Here is a 24903-nt window from a genome sequence, read left to right on the forward strand (position 1 = left end):
AAGAAACCGTTCCCTCCCCCATTTCTCACCTGCTCGTGATCCTGTCGCGCCAGCGCAGGATCGGTGATTCGAAGAAACGGTAGAGCAGCGCCGCGCAGGCGATCGAGAGGACAACGAACACGACGGCGCCGAACAGGCACTCCGCCGGCGTCGTTGCCTTCCACGGCAGCAGCGACATGCTGCGCATCAGCGCAAGCTGGCACAGATAAAGCGAATACGACCATAGCGCTATGCGGCGCGTCGCTGCTTGCACGAGTTGCGGCACAGCCGCCGCACGCCACTCGGCGGCAAGCGGCAGCATCGCGGCCAAACTTGCCGGTATCAGGTTGAACAAAAAAGTGCGCGCGAAGAAATCGTGGTCTCGCGGCAGCAGAAAAAACGCCGCGGCCACAACCGCCATGCCGCAAACCCCGGAAAGCGCCCAGCGGCGGCGGCTTTGCGTCGCCATACCGCGCAGATTACAAAACCACGCGGCAATGACGCCGTAAATAAATGCGTCGAGGCGAAGCAGTGCGATCTTGCGTACGCCCGAGTCCCACAGCGGATCGCGCCAAAGCACGTAGCCGATGCGGATCGCAGTCACGAGCGCGATTGCCGCGAGCAGCCAGCCCACCATGCTGCCGCGTCCCCCCACCAAACGGACCAAGGCCAACGTCGCCAGCGGCGCGATCAGGTAGAACAGTTCCTCGACCGACAAGCTCCAAGCTTCCGAGAACAGCGGCGGATGCGGCCAGGCGAAGTTTTGCAGGAATACGAGAAAGAGCCCGAACTGCGGCCATGCGCCGAACATCGCGCGGTAAAGGATGATGTTCACGCCGAGAAACAGAAAGTAGTTCGGCAGCGTGCGCAGCCAGCGCCGCGTCCAAAACTGACGCAGACGGAAGGAACCACTGCGGAATTCGCCGATCAGGATGCCGCCGATCAGGAACCCGCTGAGCACGAAGAACAGCTCGACTCCAAGGAACGCCAAGCTGTACCAGACATCCAGTTCGCGCGTCAGGGGGAGGAACCAGAAGCTCGCATGCCCGGCGAGGACCAGCAGAATGGCGAGCGAGCGCCAAGCATCCAGACCGAAGCGTCGGGCGCCGTCCATCAGACGCCGCCGCGGCGGGCGTTTACAGGAAATGCCGGGGCGCTCGGTGTCTGCTGGGACGTGGATCGCATGCTGCGTCTGGACTTGCCGGTGCGGGGCGGAACGCGCATTGTAGCGAACCGCAACGTCGGCGAGCCGCTCGTTCGCTTCGCCCGGGCTCGGCCGGTGCCGCGTGGAATAAGGTTATTTCTTTTCCGTCGGCCGAGCGCCATTCCTTCGGTTTATATCGTTTTATACTCGCCGCCTGTCCAGGAAACGGGGTCACGCCATGATCTACAACAGCATTCTCGACACCATCGGCCGCACGCCCATCGTACGCATCAACCGCCTGGCGCCGCCGGGCGTGGAAATGTACGTCAAGGTCGAGGCGTTCAACCCGGGAGGTTCGGTCAAGGACCGCCTCGCGCTCGCGATCATCGTCGATGCCGAGGCCAAGGGCACGCTCAAGCCCGGCCAGACCGTGGTCGAGGCAACGAGCGGCAATACCGGTGTCGCGCTCGCTATGGTGTGCGCAGCGAAGGGCTATCCGTTCGTCGCCTTCATGACCGAGACGTTCTCCGTGGAGCGGCGCAAGCTGATGCGCGCGTTCGGCGCGAAGGTCATCCTTACTCCCGCCGCGGCACGCGGCTCGGGCATGGTGCAGGCCGCGCGCGAGTACGCGGAGAAGACCGGCGCCTTCCTCGCCCGCCAGTTCGAGAACGAGGCGAACCCTTCGTTCCATCGCAATACGACCGGCGCCGAAATCATCCAGGATTTCGCCGGCAAGCGCCTCGACTGGTTCGTCACTGGCTGGGGTACCGGCGGCACCGCGACCGGCGCGGGCGAAGTCATCCGTCTCGCCCGTCCGGACACCAAGATCGTGCTGACCGAACCGGCCGGCGCCGCGCTCGTCTCGGGTAAGGAGTGGAAGCCGCACAAGATCCAGGGCTGGACGCCGGATTTCGTTCCGGCCGTGCTCAACAAGAACGTCGCCCACCAGATCCTGCCGGTCGACGAAGTCGTCGCGCGCGACACAGCGCGTGAACTCGCGAAGAAGGAAGGCATCTTCTGCGGCATCTCGTCGGGCGGCACCTTCGCCGCCGCGCTCGAGGTCGCCAAGCAGGCGAAACCGGGCGACGTGATTCTCGCCATGCTGCCCGACACGGGCGAGCGCTACTTGTCGACGTTCCTGTTTGAAGGCGTCAACGAGGGTACGGACGAAGCCTGATAGTTTGCGGAATGCGCGGTTCAAGTAGCCGCGCATTTCTTCACCGTATCCCAGGTGCGCGTCGTGATTTCGGCGCCGAACGTCTTCTCGATCAGGCGCATGAACGCCGGATTGCCTGGCTGCGGAACATAGGCCGTGAAGATCTCGCTGCCGTCGACGGCGAGAATGCGCGCGCCCTCGACTTCCGCCGGCAGCGTCGGCACCGGTTTGCGCGGCTCGCGCAGGAAGGTCACGATGCGTTTCGCATCCGCCGACAGACGGTACGCTTTGTACGGATCGGACTCGATCAACTCGCGCAGCGCATCTACTGAACGCACGATCGTATAGAAATTGCGGTCAAGATGTTTGTCCATTGCCGCCTCGATCCGGCGCGCAAGCGCAAGCTCGGATCCTGCGCGCGAGTCGAACACCACGTTGCCGCTGGCAAGGACGGTCTTGACGTTGCCGAAGCCCGCTTGCTCGAAGCAGCGCTTCAACTCCGGCATCTTTGCGTTCATCGGGCTGACGCCGCGCAGGAAGGCTACATATCGAGGCATCGCCAGTCACTCCATCTGGCGCATGCGCCAGCCGCGCAGCATGCCGTAGATGCTGATCGCCACCCACGCGGTCTCGACGATGAAGGCCGACAGGTTGAAGTTGTAGAACAGCGACAGGACCACGGCCGCGGCGCCGATCGCATTCATCGCCTGATAGATGAAGCGGGTGCCGTGCAGCTTGCCGGCCTGCAGTAGCAGGAATGCGGTCAGGGTGACGACCACGCCTACCATGCCTACCCAGTCGTGCCATGCCATATCGTCGCGTTCCTATGGCGCGCGCTGACGCAGCGCTTCGAACAAGGCCACACCGGTAGCGACCGAAACGTTGAGGCTTTCCACGCCGCCACGCATCGGAATCTTCGCGAGGAAATCGCAAGCCTCTCCGGTCAACCGGCGCATGCCCTCGCCTTCGCTGCCCATGACGATGCCGAGTGGACCTTTCAAGTCGAGCTTGTAGAAATCCTGCGCCGACTCGCCGGCGAGGCCGACCAGCCACACGCCGCTCTCCTTCAGCGCTTTCAACGTGCGTGCCAGATTGGTCACCGCGAAAAAAGCGACACGATCGGCCGCACCGCTCGATGCACGGCGCACGGTCGGCGTGATGCCCGCGGCCTTGTCCTTCGGCACGACGACCGCGGTGACGCCGGCCGCCTCCGCGCTGCGCAGGCAGGCGCCGAGGTTGTGCGGATCGGTCACACTATCGAGCACGAGGATCAATGCGTCCTTCCCCGCCTGCTCGACGAGTTCGTACAACTCCTTCTCGGTGCGCGGCGGCGGTGCGCGATAGCGCGCGACGGCACCCTGATGGCGGGCGCCACCGGTCATGCGGTCGAGTGCTTCGCGCGGGCGCGCGTGCGGCTTCAGCCCGAGTTCGCGCGCCTTTTCGGACAGTTCCTTGATACGCGCATTCTGGCTGTCGGACTCGAAATAGAGTTCGAGGATGTTTTTCGGATCGTTGCTCAACGCGGCATCGATGGAATGGATGCCGAACAGCAGTTCGCCGCTCATCTGCGCCCCTTTCCTTTCGCTGTTTTCGACTTCTCCCTGACGTTTGCTGCCGAAGACTTTGAGCCGCGTGCAGCGTCGGCGCCAATGGCATCAGTTGGCGCGGCGCCTGCCACGACAAGCCGGAAGTCAATCTTGCGATCTTCCATGCTCGCGCGCAGCACCTGCACGCGCACCGCGTCGCCGAGGCGGAACTGCAAGCCGCGCCGCTCGCCGCTGAGCAGATGGCGCACCGGATCGAAATGGTAGTAGTCGTTCGGCAACTGGGTGATGTGAACCAGGCCCGACACCTGCGACTCGATCAGCTCGACGAACAGACCGAACGAGGTGACGCCGGAGACGATGCCTTCGAACTCGCTGCCGACGTGCTTTTCCATCCACGCACACTTGTAGCGCTCGTCGACGTCGCGCTCGGCCTCGTCAGCGCGGCGCTCGTTGTGCGAGCAATGCGTGGCGAGTTGCGCCATGTCGCTGGCGCTGTAGGTGTAGTCCGACGGCTTGCCGCGCGACAGCGCAAAGCGGATCGCGCGATGCACGAGCAGGTCGGGATAGCGACGGATCGGCGAGGTGAAATGCGCGTAGTGCTCGAGAGCGAGGCCGAAATGTCCCGAATCCTGCGGGCTGTACACCGCGAGCGACTGCGACCTCAACAGCACCGACTGGATCAGGCTCGCATCGGGACGCTTCCTGATTTCCTTGAGCAGATTCGAGAAATCCTTTGGCTTCACCTCGGCGTGCGGCGGCATGCGCAGGCCGAATTCGAGCAGGAACTCCTGCAGATCCTCGTATTTCGACTCGGGCGGCGTAGCGTGCACGCGGAACAACGCGGGAATCTTCGCCTGGTCAAGGAACTTCGCCGCTTCGACGTTCGCCGCGATCATGCACTCTTCGATCAGTTTGTGCGCGTCGTTGCGCGGCTCGGCGCCCATCTGCACGACTTCGCCCGAGGCGGCCAGGCGAAACTTCACCTCCGTGCTCTCGAAATCGATCGCACCGCGGCGCTGCCGCGCCTTGGCAAGAATTTCGTAGAGCTGATGCAGCGTTTCAAGTTGCGGCAGCACATCGGCGAGTTCCTGGCGCGCATCGGCGTTTTTCTCGCCGAGTGCTTGCCACACGCGCGTGTAGGTCAGACGCGCGTGCGAACGCATCACCGCCGGATAGAACTTCGTCTTCGACACCTCGCCTGAATACGCCACGTGCATGTCGCAGACCATGCACAGGCGTTCGACTTTCGGATTGAGCGAACAGATGCCGTTCGACAGTGTCTCCGGCAGCATCGGCACGACGAAGCCGGGAAAGTACACCGAGGTGGAACGCTTTACCGCCTCATCGTCGAGCGCCGCGCCGGGGCGCACGTAATGCGACACGTCGGCGATCGCGACGATCAGACGGAATCCGCCAGCCGCTGTCTCGGCGAACACCGCATCGTCGAAATCGCGCGCGTCCTCGCCGTCGATCGTCACGAGCGGCAGCTTGCGCAAGTCGACGCGTCCCTTGATTTCCTCGCGTGTGACTTCCGGCTCGACCTGCGCCGCTTCGCGCAGCGTCTGCTCGGGGAATTCCTGCGGCAGGCCATGGCCGGCGATCGCCATCTCGACAATGATCGACGGCGTGAGGCGCTCGCCGAGCACGCTGATCACTTCGCCGATCGGCCCGCGTTGCGCGGTCGGCGGCTGGGTGATCTCGGCGACGACGATCTGGCCCGAACGCGCGCCGCGATCCTTGCCCGGCGGGATCAAAATATCCTGGTGCATGCGCCGGTCGTCCGGCGCGACCACGACGATGCCATTCTCGACGACGATGCGGCCGACCAGGCGCGACACGCGGCGCTCCAGCACCTCGCAGATCGCGCCCTGCTTGCGCCCGCGCCGGTCGACGCCGACGATGCTGATCAGCGCGCGATCGCCGTGCAGCACCTTGCGCATCTCGGCCGGGGAAAGGTAGACGTCGTCGCCACCCGCGTCGGGACGCAGGAAGCCGAAGCCCTCGGCGTTGGCGATGATCGCACCCGGAATCAGGTCGAGCTTGCTCGCAACGCCATAGGCGCCGCGGCGGTTCTGCAGCAACTGGCCGTCGCGCAACATCGCGGCAAGACGCTTAGTCAGCGCATCGACATCGCGCGCATGCGACAGGCCGAGGCCGCGGGCGAGATTCTCCGCGGTCAGCAACTGCCCGCTGTCGTTGAGAAAGGTGACGATCGCCTCACGGCTCGGTATCGGAAATTCGTAGCGCTGCGCCTCGCGCTCGGCCTGCGGATCGCCACTCGACACCGTCTTTCCCGCGGGCTTCGGGCCGGCGAACCTCGCCGGTGCAGGCTTGTGTGGCTTGGGCTTTGGCAGGTTTGGCGCCGAGCCGCCATGTCTTTGTGCCTTGGTGGGGGCGGACACCGGAGCTGCCGGAAGTTCCGGCAGAAAGCCAGGGCGTTTCGCCGCGGATTTCGCGCCGCGACCGCCGGATGGACCGGCATTCGCCACCTCGGGCAGCCAGCCCGGCAATTTGCTACTCGTTTTGCCGCGTTTGGCCGCGACCGGAGGTTTTTTCTTCAAGGGTTTCTCTTTTCCATTTGTTCTTCGAATCCGGTGCGCTGTCGCACCCACGGACCGCCGCGGCAGCGCCGCCAGACGACACGTATTATAGGCCGACATTGACACCCGCACCGCTCAGATGTATCTTGCGCGGCCCTCGCAGGGCAATCCGGCGAGCGGCACCTTGCCCAGGTGGCGGAATTGGTAGACGCACTAGTTTCAGGTACTAGCGGGTAAAACCGTGAAGGTTCGAGTCCTTTCCTGGGCACCATTACATAGTCCGGAGCCGCCCAGCGGAATCCGGAAGACTTCAAAAGCCGCGCTCAGCCGCGGTTTTTTTGTGCGCGACCGTCCAAGGGGTCCGACGACGGAGATAGCTTCGCTGGGCAAAGCCATGGCGTATTGGCCAACTATCAGCGAGCGCCGAAGGCACGAGTCCGCAACCCCATCTAAGGAATGCCAATCTCACTACGAGATTTCGGCAACGCCCTCGACACATGCAGAAGGAGAAGTTTTTGCTGCTCGATCAGAACACGATTCTGTTCTGATGCTTCCTTCATGGTCCGGTTGAGCTCCCGCAACTCGTTGACGATCTTGTCGAGGCGCGACTTGCTACCAAAAACAGCAAAGGGCAAAAGGAACCACAGGACCGCGAGCACGAACAAAAACGAGAATATGACCAGCCAGGTCGTGGCCCCAAGTCCGAGTAATCCGCTCATATCTTCTCACCGATTTTGAACTGGCAGCGGCAGAGTACCGCATAGTGAGTCTCGGCGGCTTTGCTCCTTGCGGGCGCGGGCGCGTTATCTGAAATCCCTCGAGCGCACATCGAGCCGGGCAAGCAGCGAGCTCAGGTCCAGCAGGTTTTCGGCAATCAGATGCTGCACGTTGTCGACTGACTCGAGCAAGCCATCGACGGCGAGCAGGCGCGACTCGAGGAACGCGTGGCGCTGACGCTCGGCCAGCGCGGGGCGGACGATGACGTTGACCGCACCGTCCTCGTCCTCGAGCGTGACGAAGGTAAGACCGCTCGCAGTCTGCGGACGCTGACGACCGATCACGAGGCCGGCGGCGCGCACCGGCCGGTTTCCCTTGAACCTGCGCAGACGGCTCGATCGGTAACAGCGATGCGCGTCGAGCTGCGAGCGCACGAGAGCGACCGGATGTGGGCCGAGAGTCAGCCTCGTGCTCGCGTAGTCGGCGAGCACATTTTCGCCGGCACTGGGCGGCAACAGTTCGACTCGTGCTTCTTCGGGACTCTCCCGGCCGAACAGCGGCAGGCCCGCCTCGACGCCGGCGATCGCCCAGTGCGCGCGGTGACGATGGCCGGCGAGACCGCGCAGCGCGCCAGCCTCAGCCAACAGGCCTTGCGCGCGTCGGTCGAGTTGCGCACGCGTGCACAGGTCGACGACCGAAGCGAATTCCTTTTGTGCACGCGCCGCTTCGATGCGCCGCGCCGTGCCTTCGTCGCAACCGCGAATCTGGCGCAGCCCCAGACGCAGTCCCGGTTGCGGGATTTCCGTCTCCTTCAGCCGACACGTGCCGTATTCTTCGAGCGAGCAATCCCAGTTGCTGTAGCGCACGTCGACCGGCAGCACCTCTGCGCCATGCCGACGCAGATCCTGCACGATCTGGCTCGCCGAGTAGAACCCCATCGGCTGCGAATTGAGCAGCGCGCAGGCGAACGCAGCGGGCTCGTGGCGCTTGAGCCAGCTCGATGCGTAGGCGAGCAGGGCGAAACTCGTCGCGTGCGATTCGGGGAAGCCGTAGTCACCGAAGCCTTTCATCTGCTCGAAGATGCGTTCGGCGAAATCGCGCGGATAATTGCGCTCGAGCATGCCACCGATCAGGCGCTCGCGCAGGTGTTCGAGACCTCCACGCCGTTTCCAAGCGGCCATCGAACGGCGTAACTCATCCGCCTCGCCCTGAGTGAAGCCGGCCGCGACCTCGGCGATCCGCATCACCTGTTCCTGGAACAACGGCACACCGAGCGTGCGTTCGAGTACTTCCTTGATTTCGGGCGAGGGATAGCTGACAGGCTCTTTCTTTTGCCGCCGGCGCAGATACGGATGCACCATATCGCCCTGGATCGGGCCCGGCCGCACGATTGCGACTTCGATGACGAGATCGTAGAACTCCTTTGGCTTCAATCGCGGCAGCATCGTCATCTGCGCGCGCGATTCGATCTGGAACACGCCGATCGTGTCGGCCTTTTGGATCATCGTATAGGTGGCTTCGTCCTCTTTCGGCAATGTCGCCAAGGTCCAGCGCTTGCCGCGCAGAGGTCGAATTAGATCGAAACATTTGCGCAGACAGGTCAGCATGCCGAGCGCGAGGCAGTCGACCTTGAGCAGGCCAATCGCATCGAGATCGTCCTTGTCCCATTGGATGATCGTGCGCTCCGGCATTGCCGCATTCTCGACCGGCACCAACGTGGAGAGAGGCGCATCGCAAATGACGAAACCGCCGACGTGCTGCGAGAGATGGCGCGGAAATCCGTGCAACTCGCGCGCAAGCGTGACTACGCGCCGCACTGTCGGCGCGCCGGGATCGAAGCCGGCTTCGGCCAGGCGCGCGGCAAGCGTCTCCTCGCCGTCGTGCACCGAGATCGATCGGCTAAGCTGATCGACCTGATCGACGGAGAATCCCAGTGTCCTGGCGACGTCGCGCAACGCGCTCTTGGTGCGATAACTGATCACGGTTGCCGCCAGCGCCGCCCGCTCGCGACCATACTTGTTGTAGACGTATTGGATCACCTCCTCGCGCCGCTCGTGCTCGAAATCGACGTCGATATCGGGGGGTTCGCCGCGCTCCTCCGACAGAAAGCGGCCGAAGACGAGCTTCGAGCGCGCCGGATCGACTTCGGTGATACCAAGACAGAAACACACGGCAGAGTTTGCCGCCGAGCCACGGCCCTGACAGAGGATGTCCCGACTGCGCGCGAAGTGCACGATGTCGTAAACCGTGAGGAAAAACGCTTCGCACTTCAGCTTGGCGATCAGCGCGAGTTCCATTTCGATCTGCGCGCGTACTTCGGACTTCTCACCGTCTGGCCAACGCCGACGAACACCGACCTCGACCAAATGGCGCAACCAAGTCGTCGGCGTGTGCTCTCGTGGCACGATTTCGTGCGGATACTCGTATTTCAGATCGCGCTTCAGGTCGAATGTGCAGCATTTGGCTATGTACAGGGTTTCTTCCAGCAATTCACGCGGATAGATTTCGGCGAGCATTTCACGCTTGCGCAAGTGACGCTCGCCGTTCGGAAACAGATAACCGCTGCCCGCACGCAGCGTCGTGCGATGGCGGATCGCGGTCAGTGTGTCCTGCAGCGCGCGGCGGCGGCGCACATGCATGTGCACATCGCCGGCGGCGACGGCCGGCAATCCCTGCTCCGCGGCGAAGGCAAGCAGCGCACACAAGCGTTCGGCATCGTCCGGCCCGCGATGCAGTTCGACCGCAAGCCAGGCGCGGTGTGGAAAATATTGCTTTATCCACTTTGCGTCATCGGGTGACGGATCGGCATCGGGAATCCACAGGGCGAGCAGGCCTTGCGCGCGTGCGGCCACGTCCGGACGGTGCAACAAGTATTCGCCCTTCTTCGCATCGCGCCGCCCTTTCGTGATCAGCGCGCACAGCGACTGATAAGCCGTAAGGTCCGGCGCGAGCAGCACGAGTTTGAGGCCGTCGTCGAGGCGAATCTCGCCACCGACGATCAACGCGACCCCGGTTTCCTTCGACGCCTCCCACGCGCGCACGATGCCGGCGAGACTGCACTCGTCGGTGATCGCGAGCGCACGATAGCCGAGTTTCTTCGCGCGTTCGAACAGCTCAAGCGCGGTCGAGGCACCGCGCTGGAACGAGAAGTTCGACAGGCAATGCAGCTCGGCGTAGTCGGGTACGACAGTCATGCGCGCAGACCCTCACGCGAACCACCCGTGCAACAGCCACGGCTCTTCGCCGCCGATGCCGCGGAACGCCCAGGCGCGCTGGCCCTCGCGCGTTTCGATCACGTAGTAGTCGCGGCGCAGGTCGCCGCCATCCCACCAGCCCGCTTCGATGCGCTCGGGGCCGGCAAGGATGCGCCGAGGCTCGCCACGTAGCGGCTGCGGTCGGCGCAACAGCCAACTGGGCCTCGGCCCGAGCTTGCGCGCGGATGCAGGATTTGACGCCGCCACGCGCTTGCGCCAGGCACGCTCGGGACGCGGATCGTCGGCGGTCTCGAGCGCATATACGGTTTCGCTGCCGAGCCGGCTGCGCAGACGGTCGGCCAACTGCGGCCAATCCAATTGCGCACCGCGTGGCTCGTCGAACAGGTCGCGCGCAAGCGGCACGAACGGCGGCAACTGTGCCGCCACGACGGCAAGCGCACGCACGGGCGCGGGGATCGTGCCGGCCTGCAAACGCAGCGCACAGAGATCGAGCAGCGTGCGCGCGTCGCGTTGCGGCGACTGCAGGCCGATCGCAATCCGCGTCGGCGCAAGCTGTTTGAACTGCAACGGATCGTGCTCGAACACGAGCTCGAGTTGCTGCACGCCGCCGTCGCGACTGGTGAGGAACGCGCATAAGTCGTCAATCAGGCGGCGCAGCGGGAAACGCAGCGCTTCACTCGATTCGATCTCATGGTCGAATTCCATGCGCGCATGGAAACGATCGGGCGGGCGATGCAGCGGCAACGGATCGGGCGCGGCGCCGCAGAGGCGATCGAGATGATCGGCGAGCGCGGCGCCGAAACGTCTGACCAGGCCTGCGCGAGGCAGCGCGCAGACTTCACGCAGGCGCGAGAGGCCCATGCCGCGCAGCGCTTCGGCGGCGAGCGCATCGATGCGTGCATGCGCGATCGGCAAGGCATCGAGCGCCTGGCGCAACGTCGCGGGATTGCCGACGAACACGCCGTCCTGCGCGCGCGCGAGCGCGAGCGCACCGAGTGCGGTCGGCGCGACGGCGAGACGATGGCTGATGCCGAGCGCGTTCAACTCCGCGCGCCAACGCTGTTCCATGCGCGGCCACGGACCGAACAGCTTGAGGCTGCCGCCGATCTCGACCAGGATCGCCTCCTCCTCGCGCAGACTCACGTGCGAGCTGTAGCCGTAAGCCCAGCCGGCAAGCAGTTCGCGCAGTTTCTGCTCCTGCGCGGGATCGTGCGGCAGCGTTTTCAATTGCGGACACAAGGCGTGCGCTGCGGCCAACGTGTGTCCGCGGCGCACGCCGGTGGCGCGTACGGCCGGCATCGCGTCGACGATGGTCGGGCGCGCCTGATCGCATGAGATCAAAGCGAGGTTTTGCAGATTCGCGCCCGCGTCGGGCGAGTTGCGCATGAGCGCATCGAGCCCGAGTTGCGGCAGCAGCAAGGCGGCCCAAAGCATAGTCATGGTTACCTGATGTACGCGACGACCGGTCGCAACGGAATCGAGCGTGCCGGCGGATTGGCGCCACGGCATTTGAGGATGCGCAGGCGTGTGCCCTCCTCCGCGCGAACCTCGACCCGCGTCGCTGCGGGGGATGGATTCGCCGCCGCTCGCGCTGCGCGAAACGCGAAGCCCAAGGCATTGCCGAACTCGGCAGCGACCTGCAACCGGCGCAGCGCCCGCTCGCTCGCCTGACGTGGCCAACACAGTACCGCCGAGCACACGCCCGAACGCAGGCATTGCTCGGCGGCCCACAGCGCCTCAATGTCGGAAGAAGTCTCGACGCAATGCAGATAGCCAAGGTCGATATCGCGTGCGGCCAGAGCCGGCGCATAAGGCAGGTAGGGCGGCGCGACGAGGACGACGTGCCGCTGCGCCTGGGTCAACCGCGCCAGCGCCGGCAGGACGAGATCGAGCTCGCCAATGCCGTCCACGCCGAACAGGATCTCGGTCATCGCACCCTGCGTCCAGCCGCGATGCGGCAGGGCCGCGTCGAGCCCGGCATGCCCCGAAGGCACGAACGCGACTTCGTGGTCGTTCGCCGACCCGCGCCAGATGCGCGGATCGCGCAACACCGCGTCGATCGAGGGATTCGTGATGACGGCGAGGACAGCCATGCTCGGCACTCAGGGCAGGCGGATCACGCCGACGTAGAGGCCTTCGATCGCGAAGTCGTCCGCGTGCGGATCAATTTCAATCGGAGCGAAATCGGGATTGGCCGGCAGCAGCGTGATGCTCGAGCGCGTGCGGCGAAATTCCTTGACCGTGATTTCGCCATCGATGCGCGCGACGACGATCTGGCCGTCATGCGCCTCGCCGGTCCGATGCACCGCGATCAGATCGCGATCGAGGATGCCAGCATCGCGCATGCTCATGCCCTCGACGCGCAGGAGGAAATCCGGTCGCGGCCGGAATAGATGGCGGTCAATCGCGATCTCTCGTTCGACGTGGGCATCGGCCCCGATCGGCTGGCCGGCAGCAACTCGGCCGATCAGCGGCAAGGTCAGGAACGACGCAGCGGCATCGTCATTGGCTGCGGGGAAAAGACGCGCCCGCTTTCCGGTCGCGCATTCATCGAGATAGGTGCGAATCGCAGCGACGCGGCTTTGCGGAACGCGTAGCGGAACCGTTGGCTCGCCGTAGCGGTTCGAGCCGGGTTTGCGCCCGGCGCCAGGGCGAATTCCACCATGGGATGGAGGGAGCTTCATCGCAATCTCGATTTCCGAACAGAAATCAAGACTACCACGTTTCGTCGCACCGTTTGCGACTCGCCGAATCAGCGGGACTTTTTCCCGACAAATCCGCCGCGCAGCGTCATCGAGGCCTGGAGCGGGAGGCAGGGAAGCCTAGATCAGCAACTCCTGCTCCTTCTTGCCGGCTTTCAGCGCCGCGCTGAACCAGTGCGGGCGCTTGCCGCGTCCGGACCACTTCTGCGAATGATCGGCAGGATTGCGATACTTGGGAGTCGCCGGACGGCGCGACTTGCGGCCCACTTTTCCGCTGAAGACTTCTTCTAGAGTAAAGCCCTCGGTCTGGGCCAGGGCCAATATCTGGTCACGCATCTTGGCGAGCTTTTCCCTCGCCAGTTCGTGCTTGCGCGACTCCGCGCGCTGAATCAAATCGTCGAGTTGCTGCTGGGTAAGCTTGCTGATATCCACCGCCATACAAATCTGCCTCTAAAGCAAGACAAAGTGTGAATCATGCCACAGAACATAAAGTGCGGATCATGCCACAAAATGTGTAAATTTTGAGATTCGCCAAATCGCAGATTTTGGGGAGCCTTTTCTAAAGATTCAGTAAAATACAAATAGATGCACGCAGACCCGACAGGGTCTTGCGCGGCCCTTGCAGGGCGGCTCTGGATCGTCCGAAGACGCGGATTCGGCAGGCACAACGGCCCGTCGTCATACCGCGAACAATACCGTTAGTCAGCGCTTTTCGTTCGACACACCGTGCGGCACGTGCCCGGTGGCGACATGGCGGCGCGCGGATTCGACGTTGTGCGCAGAGTCGTCGAAGAAGATGTCGGCGCCGAAGGTTTCCAGGAACGGGCCCTTGTCGCGGCCACCGAGGAACAGCGCCTCGTCGAGACGCACACCCCAGTGGCGCAGGGTCAGGATTACGCGCTTGTGCGCAGGCGCGGAACGCGCGGTGACTAGCGCGGTGCGGATCGGCGAATTTTCTTCGGGAAACGCCTCCTGCAGCCGGTGCAGTGCGGCGAGGAAGCCGCGGAACGGACCGCCCGAAAGCGGCTGGTCGACGCGCTCGACCTCGTGCCGGTGGAACGCCTCGATGCCCTGCTCCTGCGACACGCGCTCGCCTTCGTCGCCGAAGATGACCGCGTCGCCGTCGAAGGCGATGCGCAACTGGCTCGACGAGGCGGTTGCCGCCTTCGACGGCAGGATCGTCGCCGCGGCGATGCCGGCATCGAGCGAACTTTTCACGCTTTCCGGATTGGCCGACAGGAACAACTGTGCGCCGAACGAGCGCACGTAGGGCCAGACCGGCGCGCCCGAGGTGAACACGGCGCGCGCGATATCGAGGCCATAGTGCTCGATCGAGTTGAAAATGCGCAGGCCGGTGTCGGTCGAATTGCGCGAGACCAGGATTACCTCGACCCGCGGCTCGGCCCGATTTGACGAATTCGGGGCCGCATTGAGCCTGAGCAGCTTCTGCACGAGCGGAAATGCGATGCCCGGCGCAAGCGGATCGTTCTCGCGTTCGCGCTGGAATGCGTGGAACGCGTCGAGCCCGGCCTGTTCGAACAGCGTATGGCTTTCGGCCATGTCGAACAGCGCGCGCGAGGTGATCGCGACGATCAGACGCTGATCCCCCTTGCTTTCGTCAATTGCAGAGCTCACATGGAAGCCATTCAATACGCAAACTGCTCGTTGAGAATGCGATCCTCGAGATTGTGCTCGGGATCGAACATGAGCGAGACGGTCGTGTCGCGCGATTCGCGCACCGTCACCTCGACCACGTCGCGCACCTCGTTCGAATCGGCGGTCGCGCTGACCGGGCGTTTGTACGGATCGAGCACCTCGAGCTTGACCTCGGTGCCCGCGCGCAGGATCGCGCCGCGCCAGCGCCGCGGGCGGAACGGACTGATCGGGGTCAGCGCGAGCACATCGGCGCCGAGCGGCAGGATCGGCCCGTGCGCGGAAAGGTTGTAGGCGGTCGAGCCGGCCGTGGTCGAAACGAGGATGCCGTCGCACATCAACTCGTCGATCTTGACCGTGCCGTTGAGCGAAACACGGATATGCGCGGCCTGCTTGGTCTGGCGCAGCAGCGAGACTTCGTTGAACGCGAGCGAGGTCGCCGTGCCACCCGATTCGCCGACTGCCTCCATCACGAGCGGCTTGAGCACGGTCGACTGCGCGCGCGCGAGGCGCTCGCTCAGTCCGTCCATGCGGAACTGGTTCATCAGGAACCCGACCGTGCCGAGCTTCATGCCGTAGACGGGCTTTTTCAGCGCGAGATGCCGATGCAGCGTGCGCAGCATGAAGCCGTCGCCGCCGAGCGCGACGATGACGTCGGCCTCGGCCAGCGGCACCTGGGCGTATTGCGCGCTGATTTGTGCAAGCGCGGCCTGGGCCTCTTCGGTACGGCTGGCGACGAAGGCGATGGCTGGTCGGGTCACGGTGGCTCCGCGCAAGGGTTGTGGCGGATTCTAACCGCGAAGCCGACACGCGGCTAAACGACTTTGACGATCGAATGCAACGACCTCTGCACATTCTGCACAATCCAAGCGACAATAGGCCATGTACAACAGGGCGATCTACGCGGCCGCGGCCGCCTTTCCATGCTGATGCTCGATGCAAGGCAAATGCGCAAACTTGCGCGCGCCTGGCTGCGCGCGACTGCCGTCGCCTGCGCCGGCCTGTTCGCAGCGTGCGCGTCGTGGCATACGACCGTCCCCGATCTGCCTAAAGACACGCCAGCCGATTGGCAGGCGCGCAACGCCGCCGCCGGCCTCGCCCCCGATCTCGATCATTGGTGGCGCGCGTTCGGCGATCCGGTGCTGGACGACCTGATCGAGCGTGCGCAGCACGACAACCTCAACATCCAGATCGCCGGCGAACGCCTTCTGGCCGCGCGTGCGGTGCGCCACACCAAACGCGGTGAGTTCTGGCCGAATCTCAACTTCCGCACCTTCGTCGAGACGACGCCCAACGCGAGCACGGGCTTCCTCGAAGTTGGCCTCGATTCGACCTGGGAATTCGGCTTTTTCGGCCGTGCCACCGCCAGCAAGCGCATCAACCTCTCCGACGAAAACCTCGCGATCATCGACGAGGCCGCGATACGCGTTTCGGTCGTCGCCGAAGTGACGCGCAACTACATCGAGCTGCGCGCGGCGCAGGCACGGGCGCAGGTGCTCGACGACGTCGTCGCCGCACGCCGCAGGCAGGTCGAACTCGCACAGAAGCGCCTGACCACACGCATGGGCTCGCAACTCGAAGCCGATCACGCGCAAGCCGAACTGCTGCAGGCACAGGGCGAGGCGAGCGAGCCCGCATTGACCGTGACGCAGACCGCACAGGCGCTGGCCGTGCTGCTCGGCACGACCACGCCCGACCCGGTGCTGCGCGCCGCAGCCAAGCAACCGCAATTGCCGGCGATCGATTTCCGCCAGGCACCGGCCGATCTCGTGCGCACGCGCGCCGACATCCGCCGCGCCGAACAGAACGTCGTGCGTGCCGCCGGCGAACTCGGCATCGCGCGCGCCGACCTGTGGCCCAAATTCGGCCTCTACAGCACCTTCATTTCCTCGACTGCATTGACCTCCAGTCGCCTTAACGACGATTTCGTGTTCATCGCCGGCCCGACGATTTCGTTACCCATCGTCGACTGGGGCGCGCGCCGGCAAATCGTCAACGCGCGCGAAGCGGCGCTGCACGCCGCCGTGCTCGCCTATCGCGAAGCGGTGATCGAAGGCGTCGCCGAAGCACAGACCGCGCTTGTCCAGTTCGACACGAAAAGCGCGCTGGTGGAAAGTGCGCAAAAGACGCTGGCGCTGAACGAGCGCGGCGCGCAGTCCGCACAAACGATGCAGCGCATCGGTCTCGGCGACGGATTGGAAACCGTCGGCGCGAACCTTGCCGTCGCGCAGTCCCGACTGCAGCGCAACCTCGCCGCACGCGACCGCGCACTGGCCTACATCGCGCTGTACAAGGCCTTCGGCGGCACGATTCCGCCGCTGGCCAAGGACGCCAATCCGGAAGGCCCCCACTAGTGGTCGCTCTCGCGCGCAAAACCCTGATCTACGAGTGGCGCAAGTTTTTGCCGGCCGCGCTCGCCGTCGCGTTCTCGGGCCTGCTGCTGCTGATGATGACCGCGCTGATGTTCGGCATCTTCTCCAGTGCCGGTGTCTACGTCAGCCGCTCGGGCGGCGACATCTGGGCCGGCTATCCCGGCACGCAGACGGTGGAACTCGGCCGCCCGGTTCCGCGCGATACCGAGATGTGGCTGCGCATGGACCCGGCCGTCGTCCAGGTCGAGCCGTTCCAGTGGCTTGACGGCGACTGGCGCGGCCCGGCCGAACGCGGCAGCGTGTCGGTGTTCGTCTCCGGCATCGATCCGAACCCGAACGGACTGATGTTCTCGCACGTGCTCGGCCCCGCCGATCGCGCTCGACTTGACGAACCGGATGCGGTGATCGTCGACGAGGCCGATCTTCCGAAACTCGGCCTCGACATCGGCGACACCGCGTTCCTCAACGGCCATCGCGTCAAGATCGTCGCCGCGGCGAACGGCCTGCGCACGCTCGGCGGCGTCAACATCGTCACTTCGATCGCCACCGCGCGCACGCTCGTCTCTGATGCGGCCGAACGCGACAAGGTTGCCTATTACATCGCGCGCCTCGCTCCGGGCGCGAATCCTGACGCAGTGCGCGATCGCCTCGCACCGATTGCCGCAGGGCATCGCTTCGCCGTGTGGACGCACGACGAATTCGCCTACAACGCGGCGACCTATTGGATGTTCGAGACCGGCGCCGGGCTCGGCTTCATCTTCCTCTCCTTTGTCGTTTTCCTCGTCGGCGTCGTCATCACCAGCCAGACCCTGTTCGCCGCGGTGGCGAGTTCGGTGCGCGAATACGCGATGCTCAACGCGCTCGGCGCGGGCATCGGCGCGCTGCGCCGCGTGATCCTCGAGCAGGCGTTCTGGGTCGGCACGGTCGGCGTCATCGTCGGCAGTGTGGTCAGCATTTCCCTGGCCCTGCTCGCGCACGGACAGGACGTGCCGATCTCGTTCAACTACATCGCCACGATCGCCTGCGGTGCACTGGTCATGGCGATCGCGCTGATCTCCGGCTTCCTCGCGGTGGGCGCGATCAACCACCTGGAACCCGCGAACCTGCTGCGCTGACCATGACTGCACTCGTCGCCGACCAAATAACGAAAAGCTACACAAGCGGCCGTGTCGAGACGCCCGTGTTGCAGGGCATGTCGATCGCCCTCGACGAGCGCGAGCTGGCCTTGGTGCTCGGGCCGTCGGGCTCAGGCAAGAGCACGCTGCTGGCAATCCTCAGTGGATTGCTAAAACCGGATACCGGCAACGTCTCCGCGCTGGGCGAGGACCTGTGGAAGAAGTCGCGCGCGGATCTGGAAAAATTCCGCCTCGAGCATACCGGCTTCGTGTTCCAAGGCTTCAACCTGTTCCCCGCGCTGACCGCGCTCGAACAGGTGATGCTGCCGCTCGACTACCTCGGCCTGCCCAAGCACGCCGTGCGCAACATGGCGCTGGCCTCGCTCGAGGAAGTTGGCCTCGCTTCGCGCGCGCACCTGCGGCCGATCGAACTTTCCGGTGGTGAAAAGCAGCGCATCGCGATCGCGCGCGCGCTGGCGAAGAAACCGCAGTTCCTGTTCGCCGACGAACCGACCAGCGCGCTCGACTCGGTCAATGGCAAAAACGTCATCGACGCGCTGCATCGCGTCGCGCGCGTCTACGGCGCCACCGTCGTCTGCGTCAGCCACGACACGCGCCTCGCCGCCGATGCCGACCGCATCATCCACATGACCGACGGGCGTATCCTTTCCGACGTGAAGCAAATCAGCGCGTCGGCCCCTTCCAGATCCATTTCCGCGGAAGCGAACCCATGAGCAAGACCGTCCTCACTCCGCTCGTCCTCGCAACCGCCGGCGCTGTCGCGCTGATGCTCGGCGGCTGCGGCAAGACCACATCGACCACGCCACCCGCGGCAGCGCCGACGTCGAAGTTTGTCGCGATCGCGCGCGGCCGTGTCGACGTGCAGGGCGGCCTCGTCCATGTCGCCGCCTCGCGCGATGGCATCGTTGCCGAATTGCCGAAGGTAGCCGGCGACGACGTCAAGATCGGTGATGCGCTCGTCGTGCTCGATACGAAGCAGGCGCGGATTGCACTTGATGCAGCACGCGCCGAGCTCAATGCCGCGAGCGCACAAGGTTCGCTGCTCCGCGCCAAACAGCCGGCGTTGAAACTGCGCGCCGCGCGTGTGCTCGAAGCGGCCGTCGCCGGCGCCGCAACTGGCCAGTCGGCCGACGACGCCAAGCAGGCCATGGCAGAATTGAACGCCGAGATCGCGGTTTCCGACGCCACCATCGAGACGGCGAAGCAGAAGGTGCGCCAGGCGGAATACGAGATCGAGGCACGCACGCTGCGCGCGCCGGTCGCCGGACGCATCGTCGCGCGCGCGACGCATATCGGCGACGTTGTCTCGCCGTCGTCCGGCGAACTCGTCGAACTGCTGCCGGACGCGCCACGCATCGTGCGCGCCGAACTCAACGAAGGATTCGTCAACAAGGTCGGCGTCGGCATGAGCGCCGAGATCTCCAGCGAAACCGATCCGGGCAAGCCGCAGACCGCGCGGGTGACCCGCATCGGCGAGGTCTTCGGCCCGAGCAAGCTCAACGAAAGCGCGCAGGAAACCACCGACACGCGCGATGTCGAGTGCATCCTCGAACTGCCCAACAACGACCTCAAGGTCGGCCAGCGCGTGCAGGTACGTTTTCTGCCTCCGGGCAAGTAAGCCGCATCCCGCTGACGCAAGCGGAGCTGGGCGCGATGGATCGCGCCCTTGCTCCCGCTGCCTTTCTCAATGCGCCTGCGTGCCCGCCTGCACGAGTTGAGCGAGTCGGCGCACCGCGACCGAGACGATCGGGTAGTCGGTCACCACCTGCGAGCGCATGTCGGCGAACATCGCCAGGGTGAACTTCAGCGAGGGATCCTCGCGGTTGAGCCACGCCGCGACGAGCTCGCTGCCCTTCCCTCCCTTCTTGCCACCCTCGAGCACCTGCGCGGTGAGTGCACGGTGCTGCGCGTAGAGCTCGTCGCGCAGGCCGCCGCGCGCCTGCGCATGCCATTGCGATTCGACCGGCAAAGCCTCGATCTTCTGCATCAGCCAGTTGAGATTGAGCGCCTCGCCGAGGCCGAAATACACCTCGGCCGCCTCGCCGATCTTGAGCTTGTGGTCGCTGGCGACATGGATGATGTCGAGGCCCGAGCCCGGCGTGCGCAGGCCGGCCAGCTCGTTGCCGAGGGCATCGGGGAACCCCGCCTCTTTCCAGCGCCGCCGCTCGCTTTCGTAGATCGCGCGCTCGCTCGGCGTGACCACGTCGTAGAGCTGCTTGCGCAGTTCCTGCATGCCCTTGTGGTATTTCGCCACCGCAGCGGCGATGTCGAGTCCCTCGTCGGCGTGATTGAGCAGCCAACGCGTGGTGCCGCGCAGGCATTGCCAGACCACGAGCAGCGCGTCGATCTGCGCATTGCCATTGACCTTGCCGTCAAGCGCTTCGATCTGTGCCCACATATCGCGCGCATCGAATACTTCGCGCGCGATGTTGAACGCGCGCGCGACCTGCGCCGGCGTCTTGCCGGTGTCCTCGCCCATGCGCAACACGAAGGTCGCGCCCATGCGGTTGACCATCGAATTGGTCACCGCCGTGGCGATGATCTCGCGCTTGAGGCGATGGCGTTCCATGTGCTCGGCGTACTTCTCCTGCAGCGGCACCGGGAAGTAGCGGCGCAGTTCCTTCGACAGATACGGGTCTTCCGGCACGTCGGAGTCGAGCAACTGCTGGAACAGCACGATCTTCGAGTACGACAGCAGCACGGAAAGCTCGGGGCGAGTCAGGCCGAGGCCGCGCGCCTTGCGCTCGGCGAATTCCTGGTCGGTCGGCAGGTATTCGATCGCGCGGTCGAGCAGGCCCTGCGACTCGAGCGTGCGGATGAAATGCAGCTTGGAGCCGAGGCGCGACACCGACATGCGTTCCATCAGGCTGATCGCCTGATTCTGGCGGTAGTTGTCGGCCAACACGAGGCGTTCGACCTCGTCGGTCATCGCCGCGAGCAACGTATTGCGCCCTTCCATCGTCAACTCGTTACGCTGCACCGCGTCGCCGAGCAGGATCTTGATGTTTACCTCGTGGTCGGAGGTGTCGACGCCGGCCGAGTTGTCGATAAAGTCGGTATTCAACAACACACCATTGAGTGCCGCTTCGATGCGCCCGCGCTGAGTGAAGCCGAGATTACCGCCCTCGCCGATGAGCTTGCTGCGCAACTCCTTGCCATTGATGCGGATCGCGTTGTTGGCGCGGTCGCCGACGTCGGCGTTGGTTTCGACTTCGGCCTTGACGTAGGTGCCGATGCCGCCGTTCCAGAGCAGGTCGACCGGCGCCTTGAGGATCGCGCGCTTCAAGTCGTTCGGCGACAGAGCTTCGACGCCGTCGTCGATGCCGAGCGCGGCGCGCACTTCGGGCGAGACCGGAATCGACTTCGCCGTGAGCGGATAAATGCCGCCGCCCTTCGAAATCAACTTCGCGTCGTAGTCGGCCCACGACGAGCGCGGCAGCTTGAACATGCGCTCGCGTTCGGGGAAGGTCTTCGCCGCATCCGGATTCGGATCGAGGAACACGTGGCGGTGGTCGAACGCGGCGACGAGGCGGATGTGCTTCGACAGCAGCATGCCGTTGCCGAACACGTCGCCGGACATGTCGCCGATGCCGACGCAGGTAAAGTCCTGGGTCTGGCTATCGCGGCCGAGCGCGCGGAAGTGGCGCTTGACCGATTCCCATGCACCTTTCGCGGTGATGCCCATGGCCTTGTGGTCGTAGCCGACCGAGCCGCCCGAAGCGAATGCGTCGCCGAGCCAGAAATCGTGCTCGATCGAAATCGCGTTGGCGATGTCGGAGAACGTCGCCGTGCCCTTGTCCGCGGCGACGACGAGATAAGGATCGTCCTGATCGTGGCGCACGCAGTTTTGCGGATTGACCACCTTGCCATCGACGAGGTTGTCGGTGATGTCGAGCATCGCGTTCATGAACAGGCGATAGCAGGCGATGCCTTCGGCGAGTTGCGCATCGCGATCGCCACCGAGCGGCGGACGCTTGACGAAGAAGCCGCCCTTCGAACCGACCGGTACGATGACTGTGTTCTTCACCATCTGCGCCTTGACCAGGCCCAGCACTTCGGTGCGGAAATCCTCACGGCGATCCGACCAACGCAGGCCGCCGCGTGCCACCGGACCGAAGCGCAGATGCACGGCTTCAACGCGCGGTGCGTAGACGAAGATTTCGCGGTACGGCCGCGGCTTCGGCAGATCCGGCACCTTGGACGGATCGAATTTGAACGAAATGTACTCGCGATGCTTGCCTTCGGGCGTCTGGAAGAAGCTCGTGCGCAGCATCGCGCCGATCACGCCGAGGTAGGCGCGCAGGATGCGGTCCTCGTCGAGGCTGGCGACCTGGTCGAGCAGCGACTTGATCGCATCGACGATCGCCTTGTACTGCTCGTCGCGCGAACCCGCGCAGGCGGCGAGCGGCGCATCGACGATGACGGCGCGCTGTTCCTTCATCGACTCCGGCAGCAGCGTGTCGATTTCCTTGAGCAGGCGCTTCTTCTGCTGCTCGACGTCGGCCTTGGTCCACTTGTCGCGCGCCGGATCGAACTTGGTCTCGAACAGCAGGTACAGCAGCGCCGCGATCAGCGGGTAGCGGTTGAGCGTCTCCTCCATGTAGCTCTGCGAGAACGGCACGCCGGTCTGCAGCAAATACTTGCACAGGCCGCGCAGCATGGCGACCTGGCGCCAGTCGAGATTCGCGCCGAGGATCAGCTTGTTGAAACCGTCGCTCTCGGTCTGGCCGCGCCAGATGCGCTCGAAGCTCTGCTGGAACGTGTCGCGTACGGTATCGAGATCGAAGTCGAAGCGGCCCGCGGGCTGCACTTCGAAGTCCTGGATCACGATCGCGGTGTCGCCGACGTGCATCTCGTACGGATGCTCGGACAGCACCTTCATGCCCATGTTCTCGAGCATCGGCAGCACTTCGGTCAGCGTGATCGGCGTGCCGTAGCGGAACAGTTTGAAGCGCAGGTTGCTCTCGCCGCGCGAGCGGTAAAGATTCAAGCGGATGTCGTCGGCGTTCTTCAGACTCGCCGCAGCTTCGACGTCGGCCGCGGCGACCGCGGAAGAGACTTCCTCGATGTAGCCCGCCGGCAGCGCGCGCCCGTAGCGGTTGGCCAGGCGCGAACCCTTGTCTTCGCCGTGCTTTTTGACCAGCGTGTCGCGCAACTCGTCATGCCAGTTGCGCACGATCTGGCCGATCTTGGCTTCGAGTTCGGCGACGTCGTAAGTCGGCCTGTCGCCAGGCTTCGGCCGGATAACCAGATGCACGCGCGCCAGCGGCGATTCACCCATCTGCACCGAGGAATCGACGCGCTCGCCGTGGAAGGCGCGCTTGAGCAGCGCTTCGATGCGCTCGCGCACGTCGGTGTTGAAGCGTTCGCGCGGCACGAACACGAGACAGGAAAAGAAGCGCCCGTACTTGTCGCGGCGCACGAACAAGCGCGAGCGCGCGCGGCCTTGCAGGTGCATGATGCCGCTCGCGGTGTCGAACAGCTCGTTTTCGCTCGACTGGAACAACTCTTCGCGCGGCAGCGTTTCGAGGACATTGCGCAGGGTCTTGCCCGAATGCGAATCGCGCTTGTAACCCGAACGCTCCATCACCGCATCGTATTTCCGCCGCACCATGGGGATCTCCCACGGCCGGCGCGCGTACGCGCCCGAGGCGTACAGGCCGAGGAAACGGTGCTCCGCGGTAGGCATGCCCTTGCCGTCGAACTCGAGCACGCCGATATAATCCATGTAGCCGCCTCGATGCACGGTCGAGCGCGCGTTGGTCTTGGTCAGGATCACCGCGTCGCCCGTGCCCGACTTGCGCAGTTCGTGCGAAACCAGGGTCTTCAGCGAACGCGGCGCGACCTGCTTCTCACCGCCACGCAGGATGCCGAGGCCGGTCTTCGGCGAGGCCTCGAGCACTTCGTCATCGCCCTTCTTGACGACCTGGTATTCGCGGTAGCCGAGGAAGGTGAAATGATCCGTCGCCGCCCAGCGCAAGAACTCCTGCGCATCGGCCACACCGGTCGCGTCTAGCGGCAGCTTCCACTTGCCGACGTTGTCGGCCATTTCGAGCATCTTCGCCTTCATCGCGGGCCAGTCGGCCACGGCGGCGGCGACATCGTGCAACGCGAGCACCATCGCCTTCTGCAGGCGCTCCATCTCGGCCGGCTCGCTCAGGCGATCAACTTCGAGATACATCACCGACTCGGGCTTGCCCTTGTTCGAATCGTCGGTTGCGAGACTGAGCAGGTTGCCGCCCGGATCGCGCGCGATGAAGTAGACCGGATGGATCAAGCCGTGCAGCGACAGGCCTTGCTCGTGCGCGGCGATGCCGATCGAATCGACCAGGAACGGCATGTCGTTCGTCGCGATCTCCACGACCGTGTAGTTCGATTCCCAGCCGTCGTTCTCGAGGCTCGGGTTGAACACGCGCACGCTCGGTGCATTGGCGCCGCGCACGCGAATGAAATCCATCAATCCACGCAGCAACGCGGCCCAGGTCTTTGCGTCGCGCACGGCGACATCGTCTTCGGCAACGCGGCTGAAGAACTGATTGACGAAAGTGCGCGCCTGCTGGACTTGCGCCGCTGAGGACAGGTGCGGCTGCAGCTCAATGAAAATGGCGTCGATCGTGGCGTCGGCCGGTGCGAGTTTCGCGTTCATGGCGGATCGGAAGTCCCTGGATATGAATGGCTCCGGCCCGATGCCGGATCGAACATGAATTATAAGCCGCTTTGATTGCAGGCGATGGAGCCACTT

Annotated in this window: 19 protein-coding genes and 1 tRNA gene; 6 read left to right on the forward strand and 14 right to left on the reverse strand. The window is 64.5% G+C overall.

What is annotated here, in order from left to right; genetic code table 11:
• Positions 1 to 25: 25 nt before the first annotated feature.
• A complete protein-coding gene (locus F455_RS22035; protein ID WP_018973420.1) occupies positions 26 to 1093 on the reverse strand; it encodes an acyltransferase family protein in 1068 nt (355 codons plus the stop codon).
• A gap of 268 nt (positions 1094 to 1361) precedes the next feature.
• Here F455_RS22035 and cysK point away from each other — a divergent pair, with 268 nt between their 5' ends.
• Positions 1362 to 2300, forward strand: a complete 939-nt coding sequence (gene cysK, locus F455_RS0111405) for a cysteine synthase A (protein WP_018973421.1) — start codon at positions 1362 to 1364, stop codon at positions 2298 to 2300.
• A gap of 20 nt (positions 2301 to 2320) precedes the next feature.
• On the opposite strand, the gene F455_RS0111410 is transcribed toward cysK, so the two are convergent.
• Genes F455_RS0111410 through rnr form a run of 4 tightly spaced genes read right to left on the reverse strand, consistent with a single transcriptional unit; the run spans position 2321 to position 6417 of the window.
• Positions 2321 to 2836 (reverse strand): DUF1697 domain-containing protein, encoded by a 516-nt coding sequence (locus F455_RS0111410; RefSeq protein WP_083918924.1) that lies wholly within the window; start codon positions 2834 to 2836, stop codon positions 2321 to 2323.
• Between the two features lie 6 nt (positions 2837 to 2842).
• Positions 2843 to 3091 (reverse strand): CBU_0592 family membrane protein, encoded by a 249-nt coding sequence (locus F455_RS0111415; RefSeq protein ID WP_026293307.1) that lies wholly within the window; start codon positions 3089 to 3091, stop codon positions 2843 to 2845.
• Between the two features lie 12 nt (positions 3092 to 3103).
• Positions 3104 to 3844, reverse strand: coding sequence for a 23S rRNA (guanosine(2251)-2'-O)-methyltransferase RlmB (gene rlmB / locus F455_RS0111420; protein ID WP_018973424.1), 741 nt, complete (start codon positions 3842 to 3844; stop codon positions 3104 to 3106).
• On the reverse strand, positions 3841 to 6417 hold the full coding sequence (gene rnr / locus F455_RS0111425) for a ribonuclease R (RefSeq protein WP_425413744.1): 2577 nt from the start codon (positions 6415 to 6417) through the stop codon (positions 3841 to 3843). The genes rlmB and rnr overlap by 4 nt, the downstream gene beginning before the upstream one ends.
• 135 nt (positions 6418 to 6552) lie before the next feature.
• Here rnr and F455_RS0111430 point away from each other — a divergent pair.
• Positions 6553 to 6637, forward strand: a tRNA-Leu gene (locus F455_RS0111430).
• A 178-nt stretch (positions 6638 to 6815) separates the two neighbouring features.
• Here F455_RS0111430 and F455_RS0111435 read toward each other — a convergent pair.
• From F455_RS0111435 to F455_RS0111470, 8 genes are all read right to left on the reverse strand, one after another.
• On the reverse strand, positions 6816 to 7085 hold the full coding sequence (locus tag F455_RS0111435) for a hypothetical protein (RefSeq protein ID WP_018973426.1): 270 nt from the start codon (positions 7083 to 7085) through the stop codon (positions 6816 to 6818).
• Positions 7086 to 7169: 84 nt separating this feature from the next.
• Positions 7170 to 10277 (reverse strand): error-prone DNA polymerase, encoded by a 3108-nt coding sequence (locus tag F455_RS0111440; RefSeq protein ID WP_018973427.1) that lies wholly within the window; start codon positions 10275 to 10277, stop codon positions 7170 to 7172.
• A gap of 12 nt (positions 10278 to 10289) precedes the next feature.
• The gene (locus tag F455_RS0111445; RefSeq protein ID WP_018973428.1) at positions 10290 to 11738 is read right to left on the reverse strand and encodes a Y-family DNA polymerase; all 1449 of its coding nucleotides are present in this window, start codon (positions 11736 to 11738) and stop codon (positions 10290 to 10292) included.
• 2 nt (positions 11739 to 11740) lie between these two features.
• Positions 11741 to 12391 (reverse strand): translesion DNA synthesis-associated protein ImuA, encoded by a 651-nt coding sequence (gene imuA, locus F455_RS0111450; protein ID WP_018973429.1) that lies wholly within the window; start codon positions 12389 to 12391, stop codon positions 11741 to 11743.
• A 9-nt stretch (positions 12392 to 12400) separates the two neighbouring features.
• Positions 12401 to 12982: a transcriptional repressor LexA gene (gene lexA, locus F455_RS22495; RefSeq protein WP_083918926.1), complete on the reverse strand. Its 582-nt coding sequence runs from the start codon at positions 12980 to 12982 to the stop codon at positions 12401 to 12403.
• A gap of 138 nt (positions 12983 to 13120) precedes the next feature.
• Positions 13121 to 13438 carry an H-NS histone family protein gene (locus F455_RS0111460; protein WP_018973432.1) on the reverse strand — a complete coding sequence of 106 codons (318 nt, stop codon included), beginning with the start codon at positions 13436 to 13438 and terminating at the stop codon, positions 13121 to 13123.
• A gap of 264 nt (positions 13439 to 13702) precedes the next feature.
• On the reverse strand, positions 13703 to 14635 hold the full coding sequence (locus tag F455_RS0111465) for a 5'-nucleotidase (protein WP_026293309.1): 933 nt from the start codon (positions 14633 to 14635) through the stop codon (positions 13703 to 13705).
• Between the two features lie 11 nt (positions 14636 to 14646).
• Positions 14647 to 15414, reverse strand: coding sequence for an NAD kinase (locus tag F455_RS0111470; protein WP_157578735.1), 768 nt, complete (start codon positions 15412 to 15414; stop codon positions 14647 to 14649).
• A 186-nt stretch (positions 15415 to 15600) separates the two neighbouring features.
• Between F455_RS0111470 and F455_RS20635 the strand changes: the two genes are divergently transcribed.
• From F455_RS20635 to F455_RS0111490, 4 genes are read left to right on the forward strand one after another with little or no spacing between them, the layout of a single operon-like run.
• Entirely contained in the window at positions 15601 to 17007 is a 1407-nt protein-coding gene (locus tag F455_RS20635) for a TolC family protein (protein WP_169337331.1), read from the forward strand.
• Positions 17007 to 18140: an ABC transporter permease gene (locus F455_RS0111480; protein ID WP_018973436.1), complete on the forward strand. Its 1134-nt coding sequence runs from the start codon at positions 17007 to 17009 to the stop codon at positions 18138 to 18140. Before F455_RS20635 ends, F455_RS0111480 begins: the two co-directional genes overlap by 1 nt.
• Before the next feature lie 2 nt (positions 18141 to 18142).
• Positions 18143 to 18874: an ABC transporter ATP-binding protein gene (locus F455_RS0111485; RefSeq protein ID WP_018973437.1), complete on the forward strand. Its 732-nt coding sequence runs from the start codon at positions 18143 to 18145 to the stop codon at positions 18872 to 18874.
• The gene (locus F455_RS0111490; protein WP_018973438.1) at positions 18871 to 19779 is read left to right on the forward strand and encodes an efflux RND transporter periplasmic adaptor subunit; all 909 of its coding nucleotides are present in this window, start codon (positions 18871 to 18873) and stop codon (positions 19777 to 19779) included. The genes F455_RS0111485 and F455_RS0111490 overlap by 4 nt, the downstream gene beginning before the upstream one ends.
• Before the next feature lie 66 nt (positions 19780 to 19845).
• Here F455_RS0111490 and F455_RS0111495 read toward each other — a convergent pair whose 3' ends face one another.
• Positions 19846 to 24807: an NAD-glutamate dehydrogenase gene (locus F455_RS0111495; protein WP_018973439.1), complete on the reverse strand. Its 4962-nt coding sequence runs from the start codon at positions 24805 to 24807 to the stop codon at positions 19846 to 19848.
• Between the last annotated feature and the right edge of the window lie 96 nt (positions 24808 to 24903).

It is taken from the genome of Rudaea cellulosilytica DSM 22992, from assembly GCF_000378125.1.
GTDB lineage: Bacteria > Pseudomonadota > Gammaproteobacteria > Xanthomonadales > Rhodanobacteraceae > Rudaea > Rudaea cellulosilytica.